20 protein-coding genes are annotated in these 19,602 nt (G+C 62.6%); 10 read left to right on the top strand and 10 right to left on the bottom strand.

The annotated features are described in order from the left end of the window. Positions 1 to 135 precede the first annotated feature (135 nt). Positions 136 to 1,017 (top strand): alpha/beta fold hydrolase, encoded by an 882-nt coding sequence (locus tag G7Z99_RS10965; protein ID WP_181093727.1) that lies wholly within the window; start codon positions 136 to 138, stop codon positions 1,015 to 1,017. A 58-nt stretch (positions 1,018 to 1,075) separates the two neighbouring features. On the opposite strand, the gene G7Z99_RS10960 is transcribed toward G7Z99_RS10965, so the two are convergent. The 4 genes from G7Z99_RS10960 to G7Z99_RS10945 form a co-directional block, all read right to left on the bottom strand. Beyond that, on the bottom strand, positions 1,076 to 1,717 hold the full coding sequence (locus G7Z99_RS10960; protein ID WP_181093726.1) for a 3-oxoacid CoA-transferase subunit B: 642 nt from the start codon (positions 1,715 to 1,717) through the stop codon (positions 1,076 to 1,078). An 8-nt stretch (positions 1,718 to 1,725) separates the two neighbouring features. After that, positions 1,726 to 2,418, bottom strand: a complete 693-nt coding sequence (locus tag G7Z99_RS10955; protein ID WP_181093725.1) for a 3-oxoacid CoA-transferase subunit A — start codon at positions 2,416 to 2,418, stop codon at positions 1,726 to 1,728. A gap of 246 nt (positions 2,419 to 2,664) precedes the next feature. Beyond that, positions 2,665 to 3,501: a hypothetical protein gene (locus G7Z99_RS10950; RefSeq protein WP_181093724.1), complete on the bottom strand. Its 837-nt coding sequence runs from the start codon at positions 3,499 to 3,501 to the stop codon at positions 2,665 to 2,667. 74 nt (positions 3,502 to 3,575) lie between these two features. Next, positions 3,576 to 5,024, bottom strand: a complete 1,449-nt coding sequence (locus G7Z99_RS10945; protein ID WP_181093723.1) for an aminotransferase-like domain-containing protein — start codon at positions 5,022 to 5,024, stop codon at positions 3,576 to 3,578. A gap of 121 nt (positions 5,025 to 5,145) precedes the next feature. On the opposite strand from G7Z99_RS10945, the gene G7Z99_RS10940 reads away from it, so the two are divergent. Together G7Z99_RS10940 and G7Z99_RS10935 are read left to right on the top strand one after the other, a co-directional pair. Then, a complete protein-coding gene (locus G7Z99_RS10940) occupies positions 5,146 to 6,015 on the top strand; it encodes a DMT family transporter (RefSeq protein WP_181093722.1) in 870 nt (289 codons plus the stop codon). Positions 6,016 to 6,152: 137 nt separating this feature from the next. Then, the gene (locus tag G7Z99_RS10935) at positions 6,153 to 8,717 is read left to right on the top strand and encodes a bifunctional diguanylate cyclase/phosphodiesterase (protein WP_181093721.1); all 2,565 of its coding nucleotides are present in this window, start codon (positions 6,153 to 6,155) and stop codon (positions 8,715 to 8,717) included. A gap of 310 nt (positions 8,718 to 9,027) precedes the next feature. Here the strand turns inward: G7Z99_RS10935 and G7Z99_RS10930 are convergent, their stop codons facing one another. Beyond that, positions 9,028 to 9,324, bottom strand: a complete 297-nt coding sequence (locus G7Z99_RS10930) for a DUF2218 domain-containing protein (RefSeq protein WP_181093720.1) — start codon at positions 9,322 to 9,324, stop codon at positions 9,028 to 9,030. Between the two features lie 1,734 nt (positions 9,325 to 11,058). Here G7Z99_RS10930 and G7Z99_RS10925 point away from each other — a divergent pair. Then, complete coding sequence (locus G7Z99_RS10925) at positions 11,059 to 11,229, top strand: hypothetical protein (protein ID WP_181093719.1); 171 nt, start codon at positions 11,059 to 11,061, stop codon at positions 11,227 to 11,229. A gap of 81 nt (positions 11,230 to 11,310) precedes the next feature. On the opposite strand, the gene G7Z99_RS10920 is transcribed toward G7Z99_RS10925, so the two are convergent. The 3 genes from G7Z99_RS10920 to G7Z99_RS10910 form a co-directional block, all read right to left on the bottom strand. After that, complete coding sequence (locus tag G7Z99_RS10920) at positions 11,311 to 11,640, bottom strand: DUF6555 family protein (protein WP_258197010.1); 330 nt, start codon at positions 11,638 to 11,640, stop codon at positions 11,311 to 11,313. A 114-nt stretch (positions 11,641 to 11,754) separates the two neighbouring features. Continuing rightward, complete coding sequence (locus G7Z99_RS10915) at positions 11,755 to 12,294, bottom strand: hypothetical protein (RefSeq protein WP_181093718.1); 540 nt, start codon at positions 12,292 to 12,294, stop codon at positions 11,755 to 11,757. A 9-nt stretch (positions 12,295 to 12,303) separates the two neighbouring features. Then, complete coding sequence (locus G7Z99_RS10910) at positions 12,304 to 13,509, bottom strand: zinc-dependent alcohol dehydrogenase (protein ID WP_181093717.1); 1,206 nt, start codon at positions 13,507 to 13,509, stop codon at positions 12,304 to 12,306. Between the two features lie 312 nt (positions 13,510 to 13,821). On the opposite strand from G7Z99_RS10910, the gene G7Z99_RS10905 reads away from it, so the two are divergent. Next, positions 13,822 to 14,220 carry an NUDIX hydrolase gene (locus G7Z99_RS10905; protein WP_181093716.1) on the top strand — a complete coding sequence of 133 codons (399 nt, stop codon included), beginning with the start codon at positions 13,822 to 13,824 and terminating at the stop codon, positions 14,218 to 14,220. A 19-nt stretch (positions 14,221 to 14,239) separates the two neighbouring features. On the opposite strand, the gene G7Z99_RS10900 is transcribed toward G7Z99_RS10905, so the two are convergent. Then, positions 14,240 to 14,791: an ATP-dependent Clp protease proteolytic subunit gene (locus tag G7Z99_RS10900; protein ID WP_181093715.1), complete on the bottom strand. Its 552-nt coding sequence runs from the start codon at positions 14,789 to 14,791 to the stop codon at positions 14,240 to 14,242. Positions 14,792 to 14,932: 141 nt separating this feature from the next. Beyond that, a complete protein-coding gene (locus tag G7Z99_RS10895; protein WP_181093714.1) occupies positions 14,933 to 15,079 on the bottom strand; it encodes a hypothetical protein in 147 nt (48 codons plus the stop codon). Positions 15,080 to 15,359: 280 nt separating this feature from the next. Between G7Z99_RS10895 and G7Z99_RS10890 the strand changes: the two genes are divergently transcribed. From G7Z99_RS10890 to G7Z99_RS10870, 5 genes are all read left to right on the top strand, one after another. Next, positions 15,360 to 16,145 (top strand): endonuclease/exonuclease/phosphatase family protein, encoded by a 786-nt coding sequence (locus G7Z99_RS10890; RefSeq protein ID WP_181093713.1) that lies wholly within the window; start codon positions 15,360 to 15,362, stop codon positions 16,143 to 16,145. Beyond that, positions 16,142 to 17,344 carry a cardiolipin synthase ClsB gene (clsB, locus tag G7Z99_RS10885; protein WP_181093712.1) on the top strand — a complete coding sequence of 401 codons (1,203 nt, stop codon included), beginning with the start codon at positions 16,142 to 16,144 and terminating at the stop codon, positions 17,342 to 17,344. Before G7Z99_RS10890 ends, clsB begins: the two co-directional genes overlap by 4 nt. Continuing rightward, on the top strand, positions 17,344 to 18,303 hold the full coding sequence (locus tag G7Z99_RS10880) for a lysylphosphatidylglycerol synthase domain-containing protein (RefSeq protein WP_181093711.1): 960 nt from the start codon (positions 17,344 to 17,346) through the stop codon (positions 18,301 to 18,303). Before clsB ends, G7Z99_RS10880 begins: the two co-directional genes overlap by 1 nt. Positions 18,304 to 18,336: 33 nt before the next feature. Further along, on the top strand, positions 18,337 to 18,708 hold the full coding sequence (locus G7Z99_RS10875; RefSeq protein WP_181093710.1) for a termination factor Rho: 372 nt from the start codon (positions 18,337 to 18,339) through the stop codon (positions 18,706 to 18,708). Between the two features lie 164 nt (positions 18,709 to 18,872). Beyond that, positions 18,873 to 19,367 carry a hypothetical protein gene (locus G7Z99_RS10870; RefSeq protein ID WP_181093709.1) on the top strand — a complete coding sequence of 165 codons (495 nt, stop codon included), beginning with the start codon at positions 18,873 to 18,875 and terminating at the stop codon, positions 19,365 to 19,367. Positions 19,368 to 19,602 lie beyond the last annotated feature (235 nt).

The raw sequence follows: 19,602 nt of genomic DNA, 5'->3' as shown, positions 1-19,602 counted from the left end.
GGCGCACCAAAGCCATGCCCAACGGTCATGGCGAGCCATCGCCACACGGTATTTGTCACCGGTGGGCAAACGCATAGGCTGACAGCGGGGCCGACCTCGGCCTCGCCGCTCAGATAACAACAAAAGGCACAGACTATGCGCTCTACCCACATTGCGACTTCACTGACGCTGCTTGGCGTCTGCCTGGCCAGTGCGTTCGTTCACGCCGAGCAGAAGGTGTCCGTCCTCACGGCCAGCAAAGGCGATGTTCATATCGAGGCACTGGTGCAGGGGGCTGGCAAGCCCATCGTCATCCTCCCGTCCAAAGGCCGCGGCGCCCATGACTATGACCGCGTCGCCGAGTACCTGGCCGACGACGGCTACCGCGTCATCCGCCCCGAGCCGCGTGGCGTCAACGGCAGCCGGGCGCCCATGGCGGCGCCCACCCTGCATGACTTCGCCGACGACGTGGCACTGGTGATGGACAAGGCGCACACCGGTCCCGCGATCGTCGTGGGCCATGCCTGGGGCAGCCAGCCTGCACGTGTGCTGGCGGTCGATCGCCCGGACCTGGTGAAAGGCGTGGTGCTGGCGGCGGCCTCGATCGGCAAGTTGCCACCGGGCTCGTCCGAGAAGCCCTATGGCAGGATGGTCGAGGCCATCAAAGGGGCTGGCAATCAGGCACTGCCCGAAGCCCAGCGCCTCAAGTACCTGAAAATGGCCTTCTTCGCCCCTGGCAACGATGCGCGGGCGTGGCTGCCCGGCTGGTATCACGACACTCATGTGGCCCAGGATCATGCCCGCGACAGCACGCCGGTCGACAGCTACTGGTCTGCCGGGGACACCGTGCCGATCCTGGACCTGCAGGCCGAGAAGGATGCCGTCGTCATTCCCAACATCCTCAAGTCCATGCTGGGGGAACGTGTGCAGCACCAGGTCATCGCCGGGGCAGGCCATGCGCTGGCGCCCGAGAAACCCAAGGAAATGGCCGACGCAATTGCCGCGTTCGCCAAGCGGGTCTATGCAGACAAGGAATGACGCTTCCCGTTGAAAGACGGGCCAGCACTGCTGGCCCGTTCGTGCCGGGAACCACCGGTCACGCGATCAGCGGCACGCCACTGAGTGCCTGCAACGCCTCGAACGTCACGTCCGCGCAGATCTCGACCACCTTCAGCCCCTCGGGGGTCACGTCCAGCACGGCCAGGTCGGTGTAGATACGGCTCACGCAGCCAATGCCGGTCAGCGGGTAAGTGCATTCAGGCACCAGCTTGCTCTCGCCGGTCTTGGTCAGGTGGTCCATCATCACGAACACCTGGCGCGCACCGGTGGCCAGGTCCATCGCGCCGCCCACGGCCGGGATCGAGCCCTCCGCGCCGGTGTGCCAGTTGGCCAGGTCCCCCTTGACCGAGACCTGGAAAGCGCCCAGCACGGCGATGTCCAGGTGACCGCCACGCATCATCGAGAACGAGTCGGCATGGTGGAAGTAGGCGCCACCGGTCAGCAGCGTCACGTGCTGCTTGCCGGCGTTGATCAGGTCGTCGTCTTCTTCGCCTGGCGCCGGGCTGGGGCCCATGCCCAACAGGCCGTTCTCGCTGTGCAGGAACACTTCCTTGTCGCCCAGGTAGTTGGCTACCAGGGTCGGCGCGCCGATGCCCAGGTTCACGTAGGCACCTTCCTGGATGTCGGCAGCCACACGCTGGGCCATGTCGGTACGGGAGAGCTTTCGGGTGATGGTCATGGCAGGTCTCAGGAGGCGTGGGCGGGGGAAGTGGCGGCGCGGGGAGCGGCCACCACGCGCTGAACGAAGATGCCCGGCGTGATGATGTGTTCCGGGTCCAGCTCGCCCAGCTCGACGATCCGGTCGACCTGGACGATGGCGGTCTTGGCCGCCATGGCCATGATCGGGCCGAAGTTGCGCGCGGCCTTGCGGTAGGTCAGGTTGCCCCAGCGATCACCCTTGTGCGCCTTGATCAGCGCGAAGTCGGCGTGCAAGGGCATTTCCAGGACGTACTGGCGGCCGTCGATCTCACGGGTTTCCTTGCCTTCGGCCAGCAGGGTGCCGTAACCGGTCGGCGAGTAGAACGCCCCGATGCCCGAGCCTGCCGCGCGGATGCGCTCGGCCAGGTTGCCTTGCGGCACCACCTCCAGCTCGATCTTGCCAGCGCGGTACAGGGCATCGAAGACGTAGGAGTCGGACTGCCGCGGGAAGGAGCAGATGACCTTGCGCACGCAGCCGGCCTTGAGCAAGGCGGCCAGGCCGGTTTCGCCATTGCCGGCGTTGTTGCTGATGATGGTCAGGTCGCGCGGGGCCAGGGCGATGAGCCCGTCGATGAGGTCGGAGGGCATGCCGGCGGTACCGAAGCCGCCGACCAGCAGGGTCGAGCCGTCGGTGATGCCGGTGAGGGCGCTGGCGATGGAGGGGTGGGTCTTGTCGATCACGGCGGGGCTCCGGGTGATGAGTAAGGCAAGGGTAGGGTGCTTGACGGTCGCGTCACACGTTTTGGGTAGCTTGCCGCAAGCGGGGGGAGGAATAGAGGGGCGTAGGCGGTAACCGTGCGGTTATCGAACGGTTATGCGTCGAGCGAGGCGAGGTGAGAGTGCGTGACGGAGGGAGAGGCGAGCCTGCTGCAGCGAGGCCACGGCGGGCGCTCTCTTGCGAAAGGCCTGCCGTGGCATGTCCGGTCGTCAGGCGCTGACGTGTGCCTGGGGGACCTTGAGCAGGTGATGCAGGGTGGTAAGGAACAGGTCGAGGCTGATGATGCCTGTGGCGACGGTCGACAGGACAGTCTGGCCCTTGTCGTCCTTGATCACCACGCGCTCGGTCCATTGGCTGAGGTCGAGCGAGCGCAGCGTGCTCAGGGCGATCGTACGACCATTGACGTCGAGGGTGTCCCGGGTGAGGGTCAACGGTTTGGTGGCGAGGTTGAAGAAATCGCCGCTCATGCGTTTGCCCCAGACCTGCGATGTCTCGAGGTAGTTGAACTGCACGGCACCGCCGTTTTCCAGGGTCGTCATCACCGCGGGCAAGCGTTCGTTCAGGTGCTGCTCGCGTACCTGTTCGCGGAACACGAACAGCTTTTGCAGGTGAGGGTTGGCCCGGCGGAAGGGTTCGCTGGCGTCGCGGCGGTAGGCGACGTTGTTGGTCAGACCGGCCACGGCGGTCTGGCCCGAGGCGAAGAGGTAAAGATCGCCCATTTCGCTGAACGGCACGTAGTCGTGCTGGCTGCCGATGATCTGGCAGAGGCCTTTTTCGTACACCTCGTACTGCGCCACGCGCAGCTTCTTCTGCCACAGAGCCAGCGCGAACATCACCACACCGAGCAGCGCCAGGAAGGCGGCGGTGGCATAGAGCAGGGATTTTGGACCATTGAAATTCAGGGAACTGGCCACGCTCAGGTAGCCGACGAACAAGGCCAGGGCGAAGAACACGGTGCCCAGGACGAGCAGGCTGATGATCAGCGCCTTGCCATAGCCATAGCGGCCCAACAGCTTGCCGGTGGACGTGGGTGGGGTGGGTTGCATGGTGAAGCCTCCTTGCTTGGGGAACATGAGCTTGGGGTGCAGCTGGCCATGGGACATGAGCCGTCAGGCTTTGTTCAGCGCTCGTTCACGTACGCTTCAGCGCTTGGGCCAGCGACCTCACCTACACGCGGCTGCCCGAATTCGCGGCTCATCGCCCGTTCCAACACCTCGTAGATTTTCGCATCACCCGATTGAGCCACATTGAAACGAAGGAAATCGCCCGCAGTCATGGACTGGCTGAACGCATTGCCGGGCGCCAGTATGACGCCTTCGTTCAGGCAGACCCTCGCCAGCGTGGTCGCCTCCTGGCCCTCAGGCAGTTGGCACCAGAGGTACATGCCGGCCTGGGGAACCCTCCAGGGACGGATCCCTATGGCCTGAAGCCTGGTGACCGTGCTGTCCCTGTCCTTGGCCAAGCGAAGGCGCACACTGTCCATGTGCTTGCGATAGCCGCTATCGGTGATGGCGTGATGGATAAGGGTCGCGGCCAGGCGTCCACCGCCAAAGGTGGTCGCAATCTTCAGGTCGACCAGGGGTTCGATCCACTCACCGCGCGCTGCAATGTAGCCGCACCGCATCGAAGCGGAGATGGTCTTGGAGAAACTCCCTATCTGGATGACACGAGACAGGCCATCGAAGGCAGAGAGTCGTGGCGCGGGCGTGGTCTCGAAGTCTGCGAAGATGTCGTCTTCGACGATCACCAGGTCAGTGTTGTCGGCCAGCTTCAACAACCTGTGCGCTGTAACGGGGGACAACGTGGCCCCGGTGGGGTTATGGACGCCGGAATTGGTCAGGTACAACCGTGGAGAGTGCTTCAGCAAGGCTCCGCCGAACGCGTCAATGTCTGGACCTGTGCGCGTGTAGGGTACGCCTACGACCTTTACCCGATGGGCCTTGAGCAGTGCGTGGAAATTGAAATAGCAGGGGTCGTCGACCAGTACCGTGTCGCCTGGCTGGAGCAAAAAGCGGCAGATCAGGTCGATGGCGTGAGTACCGGACTCCGTCAGCATGATCTGCTCCAAGGACGCTTCGATCCCGAGGCCTGCCAGCCGACGCGACAAAAACTGCCTGAGTGGCGGATACCCCATGGGTGACGCGTACTCGGCCAGTTGCAACGGGTCGAATCGGGCAGCGGCCCGGAGCGCTTTGCGCATGCCCGCTTCATACATCCAGGATGCCGGAAGCCATCCGCACCCTGGCTTGAGGACATCGCCTGAGGTTTCGAGCGACTGGCGCGAGATCCACAGCGGGTCGACCTCACGGTCGAGCCTGGGGCCGATGTCAGTCAGCGCCAACGGTGCCACGGGGCCTGCCACATAAAAGCCGGACCCAGGACGTGAGCTCAGTACCCCCTCTGCCATCAACCGCTCATAGGCCTCGAGCACGGTCGACACGGAGACCTGCATGGACTGCGCCATAGCGCGGACGGAGGGGATTCTTGCACCGGGCGTGTACGTCCGGGCGCTTATCCTGGACTGGACTTCATTCATGACCGTTCGAATTCGCGTTCCCGTCCGGCTCATCGGCCCCTCGACTGTAATGGATCATCAGGCATAACAGTTCTGCTCAACTGTACTGGATTGTACGTGGCCCTGGTGAGCCTGTCAGTGATGTACTGCTGCCTGGCTCATCAAGGACATACCCATGGAAAAATCGACAAGCGGGTGGATCAATGGCTTCATCGGCGTGGCCATCTTCGCGGGCTCCCTGCCCGCCACGCGCGTGGCGATAACCGCTTTCGAGCCGACCTTTCTGACGTGTGCCAGGGCAACGATTGCCGCCTTGCTGGGTGCGGTCTTTCTGATCGCATTGCGCCAGCCTCGACCTGGACGTGGAGACCTGCCGTCACTGGCGATCACGGCACTGGGCGTGGTAATCGGGTTCCCGCTGTTGACGGCGCTGGCCCTGCAGCACGTCACCTCAGCGCACTCCATCGTGTTCGTCGGGCTGCTGCCGCTCTGCACGGCAGGATGTGCCGTACTCAGGGGCGGTGAGCGACCTCAGCCGCTGTTCTGGGTGTTTTCGCTGTTCGGTGCCGGGCTGGTCGCCGGCTATGCCTTCATGAACGGGGGAGAGGGATCGGCCATGGGCGATCTGTTGATGATCGCTGCAGTGCTTGCCTGTGGGCTGGGCTATGCCGAAGGCGCACGTCTGTCACGGGTACTGGGTGGCTGGCAGGTGATCAGCTGGGCGTTGCTGGCCGCGTTGCCGTTCATGCTGGTGCTGGCGCTCACCCACCTCCCCACGTTCCAGGCCTTCGCCAAGGTCAGCACACCGGCCTGGGTCAGCTTCGGTTACGTGTCCGTGTTCAGCATGCTGATCGGATTCATGTTCTGGTACCGGGGGCTCGTGCAGGGTGGCATCGCCGCTGTCGGCCAACTGCAACTCGTTCAGCCGTTCATGGGGCTTGGCCTGGCCGCGCTGCTGCTGAACGAGCACGTCAGCTGGACGATGGTGGTCGTGACACTGGGGGCCGTGGTCTGTGTGGCAGGGGCGAAGCGATACGCCCGATGAGTGCGCGCCGTGGTGCGTTCGGCAGAGGCAGGGGGGAGGGCCGAAGGGTTCCTGCATCAACCGGGCGGTCCCATGCGCTAAAGAATCAGCACTGTCAGCCGACATCGTAACGCCATCGTTCAACTTTTCGGCTGACCATGACTTCCATTCCGCCTGAGGCTTCTACCCGCGAGCTGCGCCCGCATTCCAGTGTCGGCCTGGCCCGAGCCGTGCTCTTCATGTGCACAGGCTTTCTGACGCTGGTGATCCTGGCGGCCGGTGTCATCTCGATCTACTTTGCGCTGGGGCTGGATCGATCGGAGGCGAAAAAAGCGAAGTTCCTGGTCGAGAAGGCCGTCGAATCACTGGTGAGCGCGTCCAAGACGACCATCAAGGATTATGCATTCTGGGGCGATGCGTACAGAAACCTTCACAGCGAGGTCAATACGGACTGGGCCTTCGTACAGGGGAATCTCGGCGCCACCTTGTATGCCGATTTCGGTGTCAACGGTCTTTTCGTCATCAGGGATGCCCAGCAGACCGTCTACGCCGTCATCAACGGATCGCGCGTCCCGATCTCGGCCTCGGAGTGGCTTGGTCAACCCATCGACCCCCTCGTACACGCGGCGCGGGCCGAGGAACCCCAGGAAAAGGCGGTCAGCGCATTTGTCAACGTGGACGGCGTACTGGCGCTCGTCGCCGCCGCCGCCATTACCCCTTCGACAGATCCCACGGTAACGCGAGAGGCTGGTGAGGCCTCCGTCCTTGTGTTTACCCAGTTGTTGGACGATCACCGGCTTGAAGCGTTGGGCCAGCGATTCGGCATCCAGCACCTGCGGCTTGCCCATCAGCCCCCGCCCGCCGAGTCGGCGCTGAAGCTGGGCGATGAGGGCAGGGCGGGGATCCTGTTGTGGAAGGTGCCTACCCCAGGGCGTGACATGCTGACATTCATCTTGCCCTTGCTCGGTCTGCTGGGGGCGGTGGTCTACGGGATGATGTGGATGTTCTTAAGGCGCATCACTTCCGTGGCGCGCTACCTGGATCACAGCTATGCCGAGGTTCAGCGCAGCCGGACAGCCCTGGCCGACAGCGAGGCACGCTTCCGAGACGTTGCGGAGGCCAGTTCGGATTGGATCTGGGAGACCGACGAGAACGGGCACTTCACGTACCTTTCCGAACGGTTCGAGACCATCACCGGCCTTTCAGTGGCCACTTGGTTGGGCACGCGGATAGACGCGTTGTTCATCGGTGAGAATGGCGGCGTGCTCGAATGGTCGGGCCAGCGGCCACATGGCGTCAATGCGACGCTTGAATGCCGATGCCTGGACAGTCAGGGTGCGCATCGGATCATCCGCGTGACGGCCAAGGAGAAGAATGGGCTAGGCTACCGCGGCACGGCGACGGACATCACCGCAGAAGTCGAAGCGCGCAAGCGGGTCGAGTACCTGTCCGAACACGATGTGCTGACCGGCCTGCCGAACAGGAAGCGCCTTCGCGATTTCCTGGAGGGGAGACTGGCGTTTTCGTCAGCCGGCGAAGCACCGCTGGTGATGCTCAGCATCGACCTAGATCGGTTCAAGCCGGTGAACGATCTCCTGGGGCATGCCGTCGGTGACCGGGTGCTGCTGGAAACCGCGCGGCGCTTGGAAGACTGCGTGCGCAGCGAAGACCTGATCGCTCGCATAGGCGGTGACGAGTTCGTCATGATCATCACCGACATGAGTGACCACGGGGAGATCGAGGCCCTGTGCGAACGACTGATCCAGTGCGTCGAGCAACCGATGCACCTCGAGGGCCAGGACGTTCATATCAGCGCGAGCATCGGCATCGCGCTGGCCCCAGATGATGCCTCGCAGGCCGCTGAACTGCTTCGCTACTCCGACATTGCGCTCTATGAGGCCAAGACCAGCGGGCGGGGCACCTGGCGCTTCTACGCGGGTGAAATGAATGCCCGCATCATAGAGCGCAGGCGTCTGGAAAACGACTTGCGCTACGGCATCAAACATGGCGAGCTGCGTTTGTATTACCAGCCTCGCTTTCGTATCAGCGACGGGCACATGGTGGGTGCCGAGGCGCTGGTTCGCTGGCAGCATCCTGATCGCGGCCTGGTGTCGCCCGATACCTTCATCCCGATCGCCGAAGACACAGGGCTCATCACCGCACTGAGTGACTGGGTGCTTCAGACGGCATGCGCCCAAGCGGTTCATTGGCCCCAGGATTTGTTCGTGTCCGTGAACCTGTCGCCGAAGGATTTCCAGTCGGCGTCGTTGACCGAGCGTGTGAGCAGTGCGCTTTCGCGTTCCGGGCTCAGTGCAGCTCGCCTGGAGCTCGAGCTGACCGAAAGCGTCATGCTGGAAGATGCAAGCGGTGCGCTGGTCATCATGCGCGCGCTCAAGGCGCTTGGCGTGCGGCTCGCGATGGACGATTTCGGCACCGGGTACTCATCGCTCAGCTACCTGCGCACATTCCCGTTCGATGGGTTGAAGATCGACAAGAGCTTCGTCAGTCGTCTTGGGGAAAGCGAGGATGATCGATCGATCGTCAAGGCGATCGTGGGGCTGGGGCGCGCGCTGTCGCTCACCGTTACCGCGGAGGGTATTGAAACGGCGGAGCATCTGGATCTGTTGAAGTCCGTCACCTGTGATGAAGGGCAGGGCTATTACCTCAGCAAGCCTGTGGAGTCAGTCGAGTTCAGGCAGATGGTCGAGTCGTCGCTGGTTTAGCAGGTGCACAGGCCTCGGACTGAGGTCGAGGTGAGCCAGGCGATCGACCGGCGCATCTGAGTGCGAGTGGCATGTAGATGAAGGGCACGAGCCGGGTACGTCAATTGTCACTTCCCACAAGCGCGTTGCCATCAGCGCCCTGGGTCACTGCATCTGGGAGGCAATGCTGGTGCGTTTGAATGAGATTGCGCGGTGAGGCTTAGATAATCGGTGGAGCCGGGTAGGGTAGTGATTGCCTCGTCGCTCAGCAGGCAGCAGCTGACGGTTTTGTATCGTTATCATCTGCGTTCAGCGAGGCTTTCACGAGGCGCTAGCCTCTGTCAGCGTTACGCATCCAATCAAATGCCAGCGATGTGTGCTGGGGAGCAAACCGCTGCAGGTGCTCAGCTACTACAGTCTCCATTTTATCCAGTAATGGCTCAGGTGCGTGTATCAGCACGTTCAACTGGGCGCCCTCGGCCTGCAGCTCGCAAACAGCATCACCCAGCTCGATCCGACTGCGCTCATTGTCGAAGACGACCAAAAACTTGTGCCCCCAGTGCTTGCTCAAGCGAAGGATGTAGCGGCTGGGTTGATCGGTGGCGATAGTCGCTTGGGAAGTGGCCATGAAAACTCCTGGGGGCAGTAGGTTATCGACAATAGAATGCGGTAGTGAGAACTCTTCGCATTGTAGCCCTCCAACTGGCCAGCCCGAAATCTTTCTCTGATTTTTATCAAACGACAGATATAGCATGGTCATCGCCGTGTGCTCCAAATTCACTCAGCCCTATGGTGCGGTCGTAATTAGCTTGTTCCCTCACCTTGATGTCTACGCGTACAGCTATCAATTGGGCATTCTCAAGCCCGAGTCTCAGATGTACAACTGGACGCGTGGTCAACTGAGTACTAACCCGATTGGCGCGTTCGGATCCGGCGAAATGGTGCACATGATCGGGGACTCCATCCAATGTGCCTAACGGCCGTGGGCATCACGGGCCACTACTATTGCAGTAGTCCAGCTTGTTGGGGCAGCCAGGACGGGAAGTGGGTCAGGGCTAGAGCATCGAATCCAATGAATATACATGATTTAACATAATACACATTAACCGCACCTTCGTATGTGCTGCGTAATGCCCTGGTTCGTGAGCGTGAAACGTACGTGAGGTCCATCTTGGCCACTCCGTTTGCCGAGCCTTCGAATCAAGCGCCTGATGCGTGATCTGCTGCATCGGTCGTCGACCGCATCATCCATCTGCTCAGCTCACCACTCGGGTGCTCACCGACCACGAGCCTCCTGCAAATGTGCAGCCTGCCATTTCTCGAAAAAATCCCGCTTGCATGTTGAAGGCTGCATTCGCTGCAGCGAACAACGCTCGTCAGCCCCAGTGCATGCCAAGACATGTGCCTGTCCATGACCAGGCACGTTCTGTACCGCCATCCATCTGGCAGAACACGGCCATGTCGAAGCCAGCGAATGTTTGGTCTGTAGGGTCAATGCTGAGTGCTGGGCCTGCACGATGTGGATGAGAGCCGTTGGCCAGGATGCAGTCCGTACGGGTCGTGGATTCGAAGACCGTGAGCGTCTTCGGCTGGTTGGAGCCTGTTAGGTCTTGCATGTCAGATCCGGGCATTCAGCATGGCGGACGTTTCACCAGTGGTGCGTCGTCCATGACAGTAAGCATGGTCAGCCGGGCCTCTGTTTATGGGCCTTTCAACGTCTTTGCCCAACATGAGGTGGACTCCATCGCTGCTGTGGCATCGTGGTTCATCCCCCTGTGGGAGCGGGCTTGCCCGCGATGCAGGCAGTGACGGGCCGGACGCTATCGCGGGCAAGCCCACATACAGGATGGACTGCACTTGCCTGTATCAGGCCGGTGAACCTATGGATGCACCAGTGACCCTATCTCAAGGGATCTGGCCTGACCTTACCGTGTCGTGCTAGGAAAACGAAAACCCGGGGCCATGCTGATGTTCCCATCGGAAAATGACCGGGTCTCTACAGGCATTGGTCGACCTGCCCATTTGACCATTCACTAGCTTTGATACTGCTCTGTGAACTACCCTTCAGGGCAGTAATTTCGGCTATTTTCGGCAATTTTTCGTTTAACTCAACGAAATGGTTATTTAGTGTAGTTAACTGTCTATCATATCCACGGGTCAATCGACCCCTGCGTCCTTCGTGACTTCTCCAGTGCCCTTCAGCGCCAAGCCCCGTTACTCAGACACTTCACTTAGGCCACCGCGACAACCCACCGCCCGTCAGCCCCCGGCTCGACAAATCGACCCCTTCCTCCCAATCTCCCTCCAATGCTTCAAGGGCCCCTGAGCCCCTATTCCCCACGCTCGACCCAAGGAGTCCACAATGTCCCTCACACTGAACATGGGTGGCGGTAACGTCCAGGATGACTGGCCGGAACTGGAACGCGAGATCGATGACAACGACGGCCAGGCGGCCGACCCGGACGCCGACCCCAACCTGACCGACGACGAGCCCCGTGGCGTACCGGCCAGCGACCCGGAATCGGGTGCCTGAGACCCTGCCCGTCCACGCGGCGCTCACCAAACGCCAGACAAAAAACAGCCCGCCGAAGCGGGCTGTTTTCATGTTCGCCGATTAGACCGTAGCGGCCTTTTCGGAGCCCGAGGGCAACTCCCCCGTGTTCGGCCCGGCCACCTGGGTCGGTGCCGGAACGGTGGAGGTCACCACAGGCGCGCCGCCCCCCGAGACACGCCATTGCACGTCGGTGATCCCGTAACGCTCGGCCATGGGTCGGCTGACCTTGCGAATCTTTTCGCGACCGAACTTAGGGATGATGCCGACGCCGGCATCGCAGCTTGCCCAATGCCAGGCTTCGGCATTGTCCATCCGGTCCAACCGGATGATGAAGTTGCGAGAGTGCCCATGCAGGCGATATTCGATGATGTACAGCTGTGGGGTTGGCATCGTTGGGCCCTCCTCTTCTCCATGGATGACACCGTCATTGATCGGGGTTTTCCGAGAAGATTCAAAAGATTAACAGACAAAATGATCAAGCGGCCCTGCGCCCTGCGAAGGGGCTCATTCACCGGCCGGGACCAGTTGGATGGTCAGGCAGAAGACCCCCAGCAAGATCCAGAACACCAGGAAGATCCAGGGCGTGCGCATGGAGAACAGCAACGACTTTCGATAGCCGCGGTGGCTCGATTCCGCCTCGTTGAACAGCGGCCAGTCGTCATAGGGCATCCCCACGGTGGGTTCGTTCCTCAGCAATTGGCTTTGCTTGAAATGCCAGTGATCGATGATGCCGTAGCCAGCTTTCAAGCCCGGCAGCGCATTGAGCGTGCTCAGGATGCCCAGCAGTGACAGGAACGGGGGGACGAACAGGGTGAACAGGTTGCCCCAGGACGGGTTGGCGTTGGCCATGGAAGAAGCGAAAGCGATCACCAGGAACGACTGCGCGGCCAGGTAACCGTCGGTGCGGTTGGCCAGCATGGTCGTCTCGTACTGGATTTCGCGGCGGTAGAAATCCAGACGCTCGCGTGGAGAGCTGAAGACCAGCCCTCCTTCCGCGGCGCTCAGGTCGTCGCTGTTGACCGACGTGATGATACGGCTAGGCATGATCGGTACTCACTTGTGCTCCCCGACGAACCCAGTGCCGCTGGCCATGCCAGGCTTGAGGACCACCTTGCGACAGGACTCTTGCTTCTCGTCGAAGATCTCGTAGCAGCGAGCGGCATCTTCCAACGCAGCGGTATGGGTGATGATCGCTTCGGGGTTCAGTCGACCGGCCTCGATGTGATCGAGCAGCTCGGGCAGGTAACGCTGTACGTGGGTCTGGCCCATCTTGAACGTCAGGCCCTTGTCGAAGGCGTCGCCGAACAGGAAGCCATGGATGAACCCGGCATAGACTCCCGGCACGCTGACGACACCGCCACGGCGTACGGCGGCCATGCACTGGCGCAAGGCTTTGCCGCTGCTGCCTTGCAGCTTCATCGTGGCCAGGACGGTCTCAGTGGTGCTGCCCTTGGCCTCGAAGCCGACGGCGTCGATGACGGCGTCCACGCCACGGTGTCCAGCGGTGTGCTCGATGATGTATTCGGCAGGGTCGTCGATGTCATGGAAGTTGACCGGGATGACGCCATATTGCTCCTGCGCATAGCGCAACCGGTACCCGACTTCATCGACCATGAAGACCTGCTCGGCCCCCAGCATGCGTGCGCACTCGGCAGCCAGGAGGCCGACCGGGCCGGCACCGAAGATCGCCACGGACGATCCCTTGCCGATGTCGGCATTGACGACGGCCTGCCAGGCGGTCGGCAGGATGTCCGACAGGAACAGGACTTTCTCGTCAGCCAGGGTGCCTGGGACCTTGAAGGCCCCGGTATTGGCCTTGGGCACCCTGACGTACTCGGCCTGCCCGCCTGGAATCCCGCCATACAGGTGGCTGTACCCGAACAAGGCGGCCCCAGGCGGTATGGCCTTCTTGTTCAGGATCGCGCCGCGGCCGGTGTTGGTGGTCTCGCAGGCAGCGAACAGGTCATGGTTGCAGAAAAAGCAGCTGCCGCAGGCGATCACGAACGGGATGACCACGCGATCGCCTTTCTGAACGGTGGTCACCCCACTGCCGACGTCTTCGACGATGCCCATGAACTCATGGCCCAGGATATCGCCGCTCTCGGTCTGTGGAATCTTGCCGTGGTAAAGGTGCAGGTCCGAGCCGCAGATCGCGGTGGCAGTCACCTTGAGGACGATGTCGTCGTCTTGCTGGATGGTAGGGTCTGGCACGTTGTCGACTCGAACGTCGTTGGCCCCATGGTAGGTCAATGCGCGCATGCGGTTATCTCCGTCGGTATCGTTGACGACGCTCTCTCCTGATAGCGAATCCGACACGGCAAGAGGTCGACACGGCCAAGGACCGTGCCTAGTTGGGAACCCCAAGAGCGTGCCAAAGCTCCATCGTTCGTGCGCGACCCGACAGACGGTATTGATCGGTCAGGGTACTGGTACCATCAGCATGAGGGGTTGGCTTGCCCTGCAAGCTGAGTACGTCCCCCATCCCTCTCTGACGCTGCAAAACGATGGAACATTCTTATGGGAACTCTGTTCCAAACCTCATTCCCCGCCCGTTCAAGCACTGGAGCTTGCATGAAGCCTATCAAGCCACGTGCCACTGTCATCTGTCGCCATGCCAAGCATGGCAGCAAGTGGCTGTGGGTACGTAAAGCCAAAGCCGACTGGACCCTGCCTGGCGGCAAGATCGAACCAGGCGAGACGCCGCGGGAAGCCGCCCTGCGCGAGCTGCTGGAAGAAACCGGCCTGCTGGCCGAGGACTTGCGCTTTCTGATGCGCTACGAGGCGCCCGAGCGGGTGCATTACGTGTTCGAGGCGGCGTTTGCCGATGCGCCCTGCCCGACCGCCCGCAACGAGATCGCCGACTGTCGATTCGAGCGCTTCGACCGGGGCCCTGAAGTGAAGGATGAAATCAAGGCCGTGATCCGCTCGCTGCTGGCCTGCGACCGGGACATGGCCGCCTCCGTTCGCTAGATCAGTCGCCGGGTCACCGTCACGCATGCACGCTCCACTGACAGGTGTCCTTCTCCAGGGGCAGCTCATCGACCGCATGGATCATGCCGCTGCCCACTGCTTCCTCAGGCCCCAGAATGCGCGGGCTGGCCATCAGGTAACGCGCGACGTCCAATCGCTCGTGGGCACCCTCGGTCCGCTCGGCCACGATCTCGGCGTAGAGGCGCAAGTCGTAATCCAGGCTCATCGCGTATTCGGCCATGCGGGAATGATCGACCGAGCCGTGCAAGGTCCAGTGGAACGGATGGAACAGGAACTTGCTGTAGCGACACGCGGTGCGGTGCTCGCCAGCGAGAAACAGAATGTTGCCCATCGACTCGACCGTGCCCAGGTTATGGGTATGCACGGTGATCGGCAGCGCCCTCAGGTAGTTGTACAACGTGAAGCCGTAGCTGCACTCCCCGCCCATGGTCGCGATGTTGAGCTGCAGAAGGTCGGCCCCCTTGTCGATCGCCCGCGAACAGGTGTTGATCAGGTTGCCGCAGGTCGACGAATTGATCGGGCCGGTGTAATGGATGACGTGACGTGCCATGAAGTCCTCCACACAGTGGCGCCGGGCCGACGTCCTGGTGGTACTAACCCCCAAGGCGCCAAGTCGGGCCACGGTTTGAAAACGCGTATCGAGCCGGCGGCGCGGTAACCGCCCCCGGTGTTCAGCCCATGAGCCGTGGTGTCACTGAGGCATGCCTTGATCTTCGGTCGCGCCCTCGATGTCCGGGTCATCCGGCAGCACTTCCGGCTCTTCTTCTGCATCCAGCCCCAGCGCCTGCTCGGGGTCATCCAGTTCGTGTTCATCGACGATCATCGGTCGATCAGCCATGGCCATGCTCCTGAGGGTCATGCACCTGCCCGGACGGCACGTGCCTCCTTGGTGGAATCGCCGCCAGGGACAAAGTTCAACCAAAACGCCAGGCCACTGGACGTGCAGGGCTGAAAGGAACCAGCTTCCTGCAAAACAGGTCGTTAGCAGTGAATGCCTGCATCTCGCGGGCACCGGGTTGCGAACGAATCGAGGGAGGCCGACATGACCCATCCGCTGATACGGCACTGCGCTGAACCGCGCTCAGGCGCCGCTTGTTCGATCTGCCTGGAGTGAGCCTGTGATCAAGACCCAGCCGACCCTGAACCCTGAGGTCGACCGTGTCACCGCAGTGCATCGACTGACGGTGCTGACGATCAACGTGCACAAGGGCTTCACCGCCTTCAACCGCCGTTTCATCCTGCCGGAACTGCGCGAAGCCGTGCGCGCCACGGGTGCCGACCTGGTGTTCCTTCAGGAGGTGCATGGCAGTCACAGCCAGCATGCCCTGGCGCACGCCGCCTGGCCCGAGAGCCCGCAATACGAGTTCATGGCCGACAGCATGTGGCCGCAATTCGCCTATGGGCGCAATGCGGTCTACCCCCACGGGGACCACGGCAATGCCCTGCTGTCGAAGTTTCCCATCGCCGCGCACGAGAACCTCGACGTGTCCATCAAGGGCAACGAGCAGCGCGGCCTGCTGCACTGCCGGCTCGACGTGCCAGGCCATGACCAGGTCCATGCCATCTGCGTGCACCTGGGCTTGCGCGAAGCGCATCGACAGCGGCAAGTGCAGCTGCTGCTGGAACTGCTCGACCGGTTGCCACCGACGGCGCCGGTCATCATCGCGGGTGACTTCAACGACTGGCGATTGAAGGCCGACGATGTCTTGTCGCAGCGGCTGGTGGAGGCGTTTGGCGAGAAGTTCGGCGCGCCCGCCCGCAGCTTTCCAGCCCGGCTGCCGTTTCTGCGGCTCGATCGCATCTACCTGCGCAACGCCATGCCCCATGGCGCGCAGGTGCTGTCCAAATACCCCTGGTCCCACCTCTCGGACCATGCCCCTCTCGCTGCGGAGATCAACCTGTGAGTCGACCCTGGACCGATGGCAATCATGTCGACCTGCTGATCAATGGCGAGGCGTTCTACCCTCGCGTGTTCGAGGTCATGGCAGCGGCACGTGAAGAGATCCTCTTCGAGACCTTCATCATCTACGACGACAAGGTCGGCAAGGAACTGCGCGCCGTGCTGATCGCCGCTGCCCAGCGCGGGGTCCGCGTGGAGGTGGTGGTCGATGGCTATGGCACGGCCGAGCTGCCCGATGGCTTCATCGCCGGCATGACCGCCGCTGGCGTGCACTTTCACGTGTTCGACCCTCAACCGAGGGTCGCCGGCATGCGCACCAACCTGTTCCGGCGCCTGCACCGCAAGATCGTGGTGGTCGATGGCGAGCGGGCGTTCGTTGGGGGGATCAACTTCAGCGCCGACCACCTGGGCGACTTCGGCCCCATGGCCAAGCAGGACTACGCGGTGGAAGTCACCGGCCCGGTCGTGGCGCAGGTGCATGCCAGCAGCCAGCGCATGATGGCCCCTGTGCTCACGCCCAAGAGCCAGGTCACGCCCGTGACCACGCCGACCGGATCGGTGCGCGCCTTCCTGGTGGAACGCGACAATCAACGCCACACCACCGACATCGAGCGCGAGTACCTGGAGGTGATCCGTACGGCCCGTCAGCGCATCGTGATCGCCAACGCCTACTTCTTCCCGGGGTATCGCCTGCTGCGCGAGCTGCGCAATGCGTCGCGACGCGGTGTCGAGGTCACGCTGATCCTGCAGGGCCAACCCGACATGCGCTGGGTACGCGCCCTGTCGCGGCTGCTGTACAACTACCTGTTGCAGGAAGGCGTGCGCATCCACGAGTACTGCGAGCGGCCGCTGCATGGCAAGGTCGCGCTGGTCGATGACGACTGGTCGACGGTGGGCTCCAGCAACCTCGACCCGCTCAGCCTGTCGATGAACCTGGAGGCCAACCTGATCCTGCGCGATCGCGCGTTCAACGCCCAGTTGCACGAGCACCTCACCGCACTGGCCGGCAAGCAGTGCAAGGCCATCACCCTCGAGCGCATGATCCGGGGCTACTGGTGGCGGGCACCGTTGATCTTCGCCTGCTTCCACGCCACCCGCTACTTCCCGCGCATCGCAGGGTGGTTGCCGGCACACCGGCAGAAAATCAAATCCCTCGCGCCGAATGCCGAGCCCCACCTCACCGGTACGGAGGGCAACGTCTGATGGCTTCCAAATCCTGGCTGACGTGGGGCAAACGGTTGTTCACCGTGCTCCTGCTGATCCTGATCCCCGCCCTGCTGTTCTCCCTGGCACGCAACCTGGACTGGAACGAGGTCAAGCAATCGCTTCTGGCCTACGAGCCGAGCACCCTGGCGATCGGCCTGGTGATCGCCCTGTGCAGCTACCTGGTGTTCGCCAGTTACGACCTGCTCGGCCGTGCCTACACCGGGCATACGCTGCCGGTGCGCCAGGTGTTGCCCGTAGCCTTCGTGTGCTATGCCTTCAACCTCAACTTCACCACCTGGGTCGGCGGCGTCGCGCTGCGCTACCGGTTGTATGGCCGCCTGGGCCTGGACACCGCCACCATCACGCGGATCCTGACCTTGAGCCTGCTGACCAACTGGACGGGCTACATGCTCCTGGCCGGCAGCGTGTTCGCGCTGCGCCTGGTGACGTTGCCGGACACCTGGGCAGTGGGCGTGACAGGCTTGCAGATCATCGGGTTCGCGTTGCTGACCGTCGTTGCGGCCTACCTGCTGGCCTGTGGCTATGCCACGCGCCGTACCTGGCACATTCGCGAACACGAGATCACCCTGCCCTCACTGCGCTTCGCCGCCTGCCAGATCGCCCTGGGCGCGACCAACTGGGCGCTGATGGCCCTGCTGATCTACTGGTTGCTGCCGGATCATCTGTTCTACCCCTCGATCCTGGGCATCTTCCTGATCAGTTGCATCGCCGGGGTGGTCGCGCACATCCCGGCAGGCCTGGGCGTGCTGGAGACCGTGTTCCTGGCCCTGCTGGCCGGTCAGCTCGGGCAAGGCACCCTGGTGGCTGCGTTGCTGGCGTACCGCACCCTGTATTACCTGATCCCGCTGATCGTGGCCGTGATCACCTACCTGGTGCTCGAAAAGCGCGCCAAGCACATGCGTCAGCAGGCGCCCCAGGCCGTCAGCAAGCCCTGAACCCCTTCGACCCCACCCACAGGAGTGCGTCCCATGGCACAAGGCAGCAAAGCCAAGTACACCGACAAGCAGAAGCGCAAGGCCGAGCACATCGAGGAAGGTTACGAGGACAAGGGCTTGTCCAAGGCCGAAGCCGAGAAGCGTGCCTGGGCCACGGTCAACAAGCAGTCGGGCGGCGGTGAGCGCAGCGGCGGCTCCGGGCAGAAGACCTCCCAACAGGCCAAGGACAAGGCCAAGCACGACTCCGCCAAGCGCGCGGCGGCCACCCGCAAGGGCGAGCCTCGCGCCGATGAGCATCTGGAGGACCTGACCAAGGCCGAGCTGCTCGACCGTGCACGTGCCAGGCAAATCGCAGGGCGCTCGAGCATGCGCAAGGCGGAGCTTGTGGTGGCATTGAAGCAGTAGCCAGGCGCCATCGAACAGGTTTCATGGGTTCTGCAGCCCATGAAACCGATCCACCATACCCTCTGGCCAAATGCCCCTTCCGGACACCCGCCGAGCCGCCCCTTGCAGCTTGCCCCTGACCCCTTTAGGGTGTGCACCACCTCCCCCCACCAGAGCCTGCCGCCATGCGCGCCTGCCTTTTCATGATCCTCGGTTTGTCGTGTACCCACCTGCTCGCTCAAGACGCCCTGCCGGCCACGGCCCAGGTGCGCACCCAGGGCTGGACATTGAACGACCAGTTCGACAAGGGTTTCACCCTGGATGAAGGCACCCGTGTCCTGATGATCGCCCGCAGCCTGTCCAGCGCGCGACTGGTCAACAACGCTGTCGAGCACACGCCTGACGGCTACCTGAGCGAACGCGGCGTGGCCTATGTCGCCGACATCGAGAAGCTGCCCCGGGTCGCCCAGGCGGTCCTGGTGCCGACCATGCGCTCGGCGCGCTACCGGATTTTGCTGGACCGCGATGGCCAGGTGGCCGAGCGCTACGCCGGTGATCGCGACAGCGTGCAGTGGCTGGAGCTCAAGAATGGCCAGGTCGTGCGCGAGCAGCGCTTCACGAACCTGGTCGGACTGCGCCAGGCCCTCGCCGGCCTGAGTGGTGGTCAGGCCGCTCGCTGATCGCAGGCGCAGTCCAGAGGCCGGGTGTGCTGCCCGTAGTACTGCTTCTGAGTTGACAGGACTTGGAGGCTGTTTCGCGGATCGATTGCTGGGGCCGCTTTGCGGCCCATCGCGGCACAGGGGCCGCTCCTTGTATCTCGACTTTTGCCTCCTTGCAGGCCAAAGTTCTCGACTGATCATCGAGGGAAGGCCATGAAGCAGAGCCGCTCCTAGGGCATCGAGCCCGCATTGTAGA

This window comes from Pseudomonas entomophila (assembly GCF_013523165.1).
In the GTDB taxonomy this organism is placed as follows: Bacteria; Pseudomonadota; Gammaproteobacteria; order Pseudomonadales; family Pseudomonadaceae; genus Aquipseudomonas; species Aquipseudomonas entomophila_A.
This window is presented reverse-complemented; position numbering and strand designations above follow the sequence as displayed.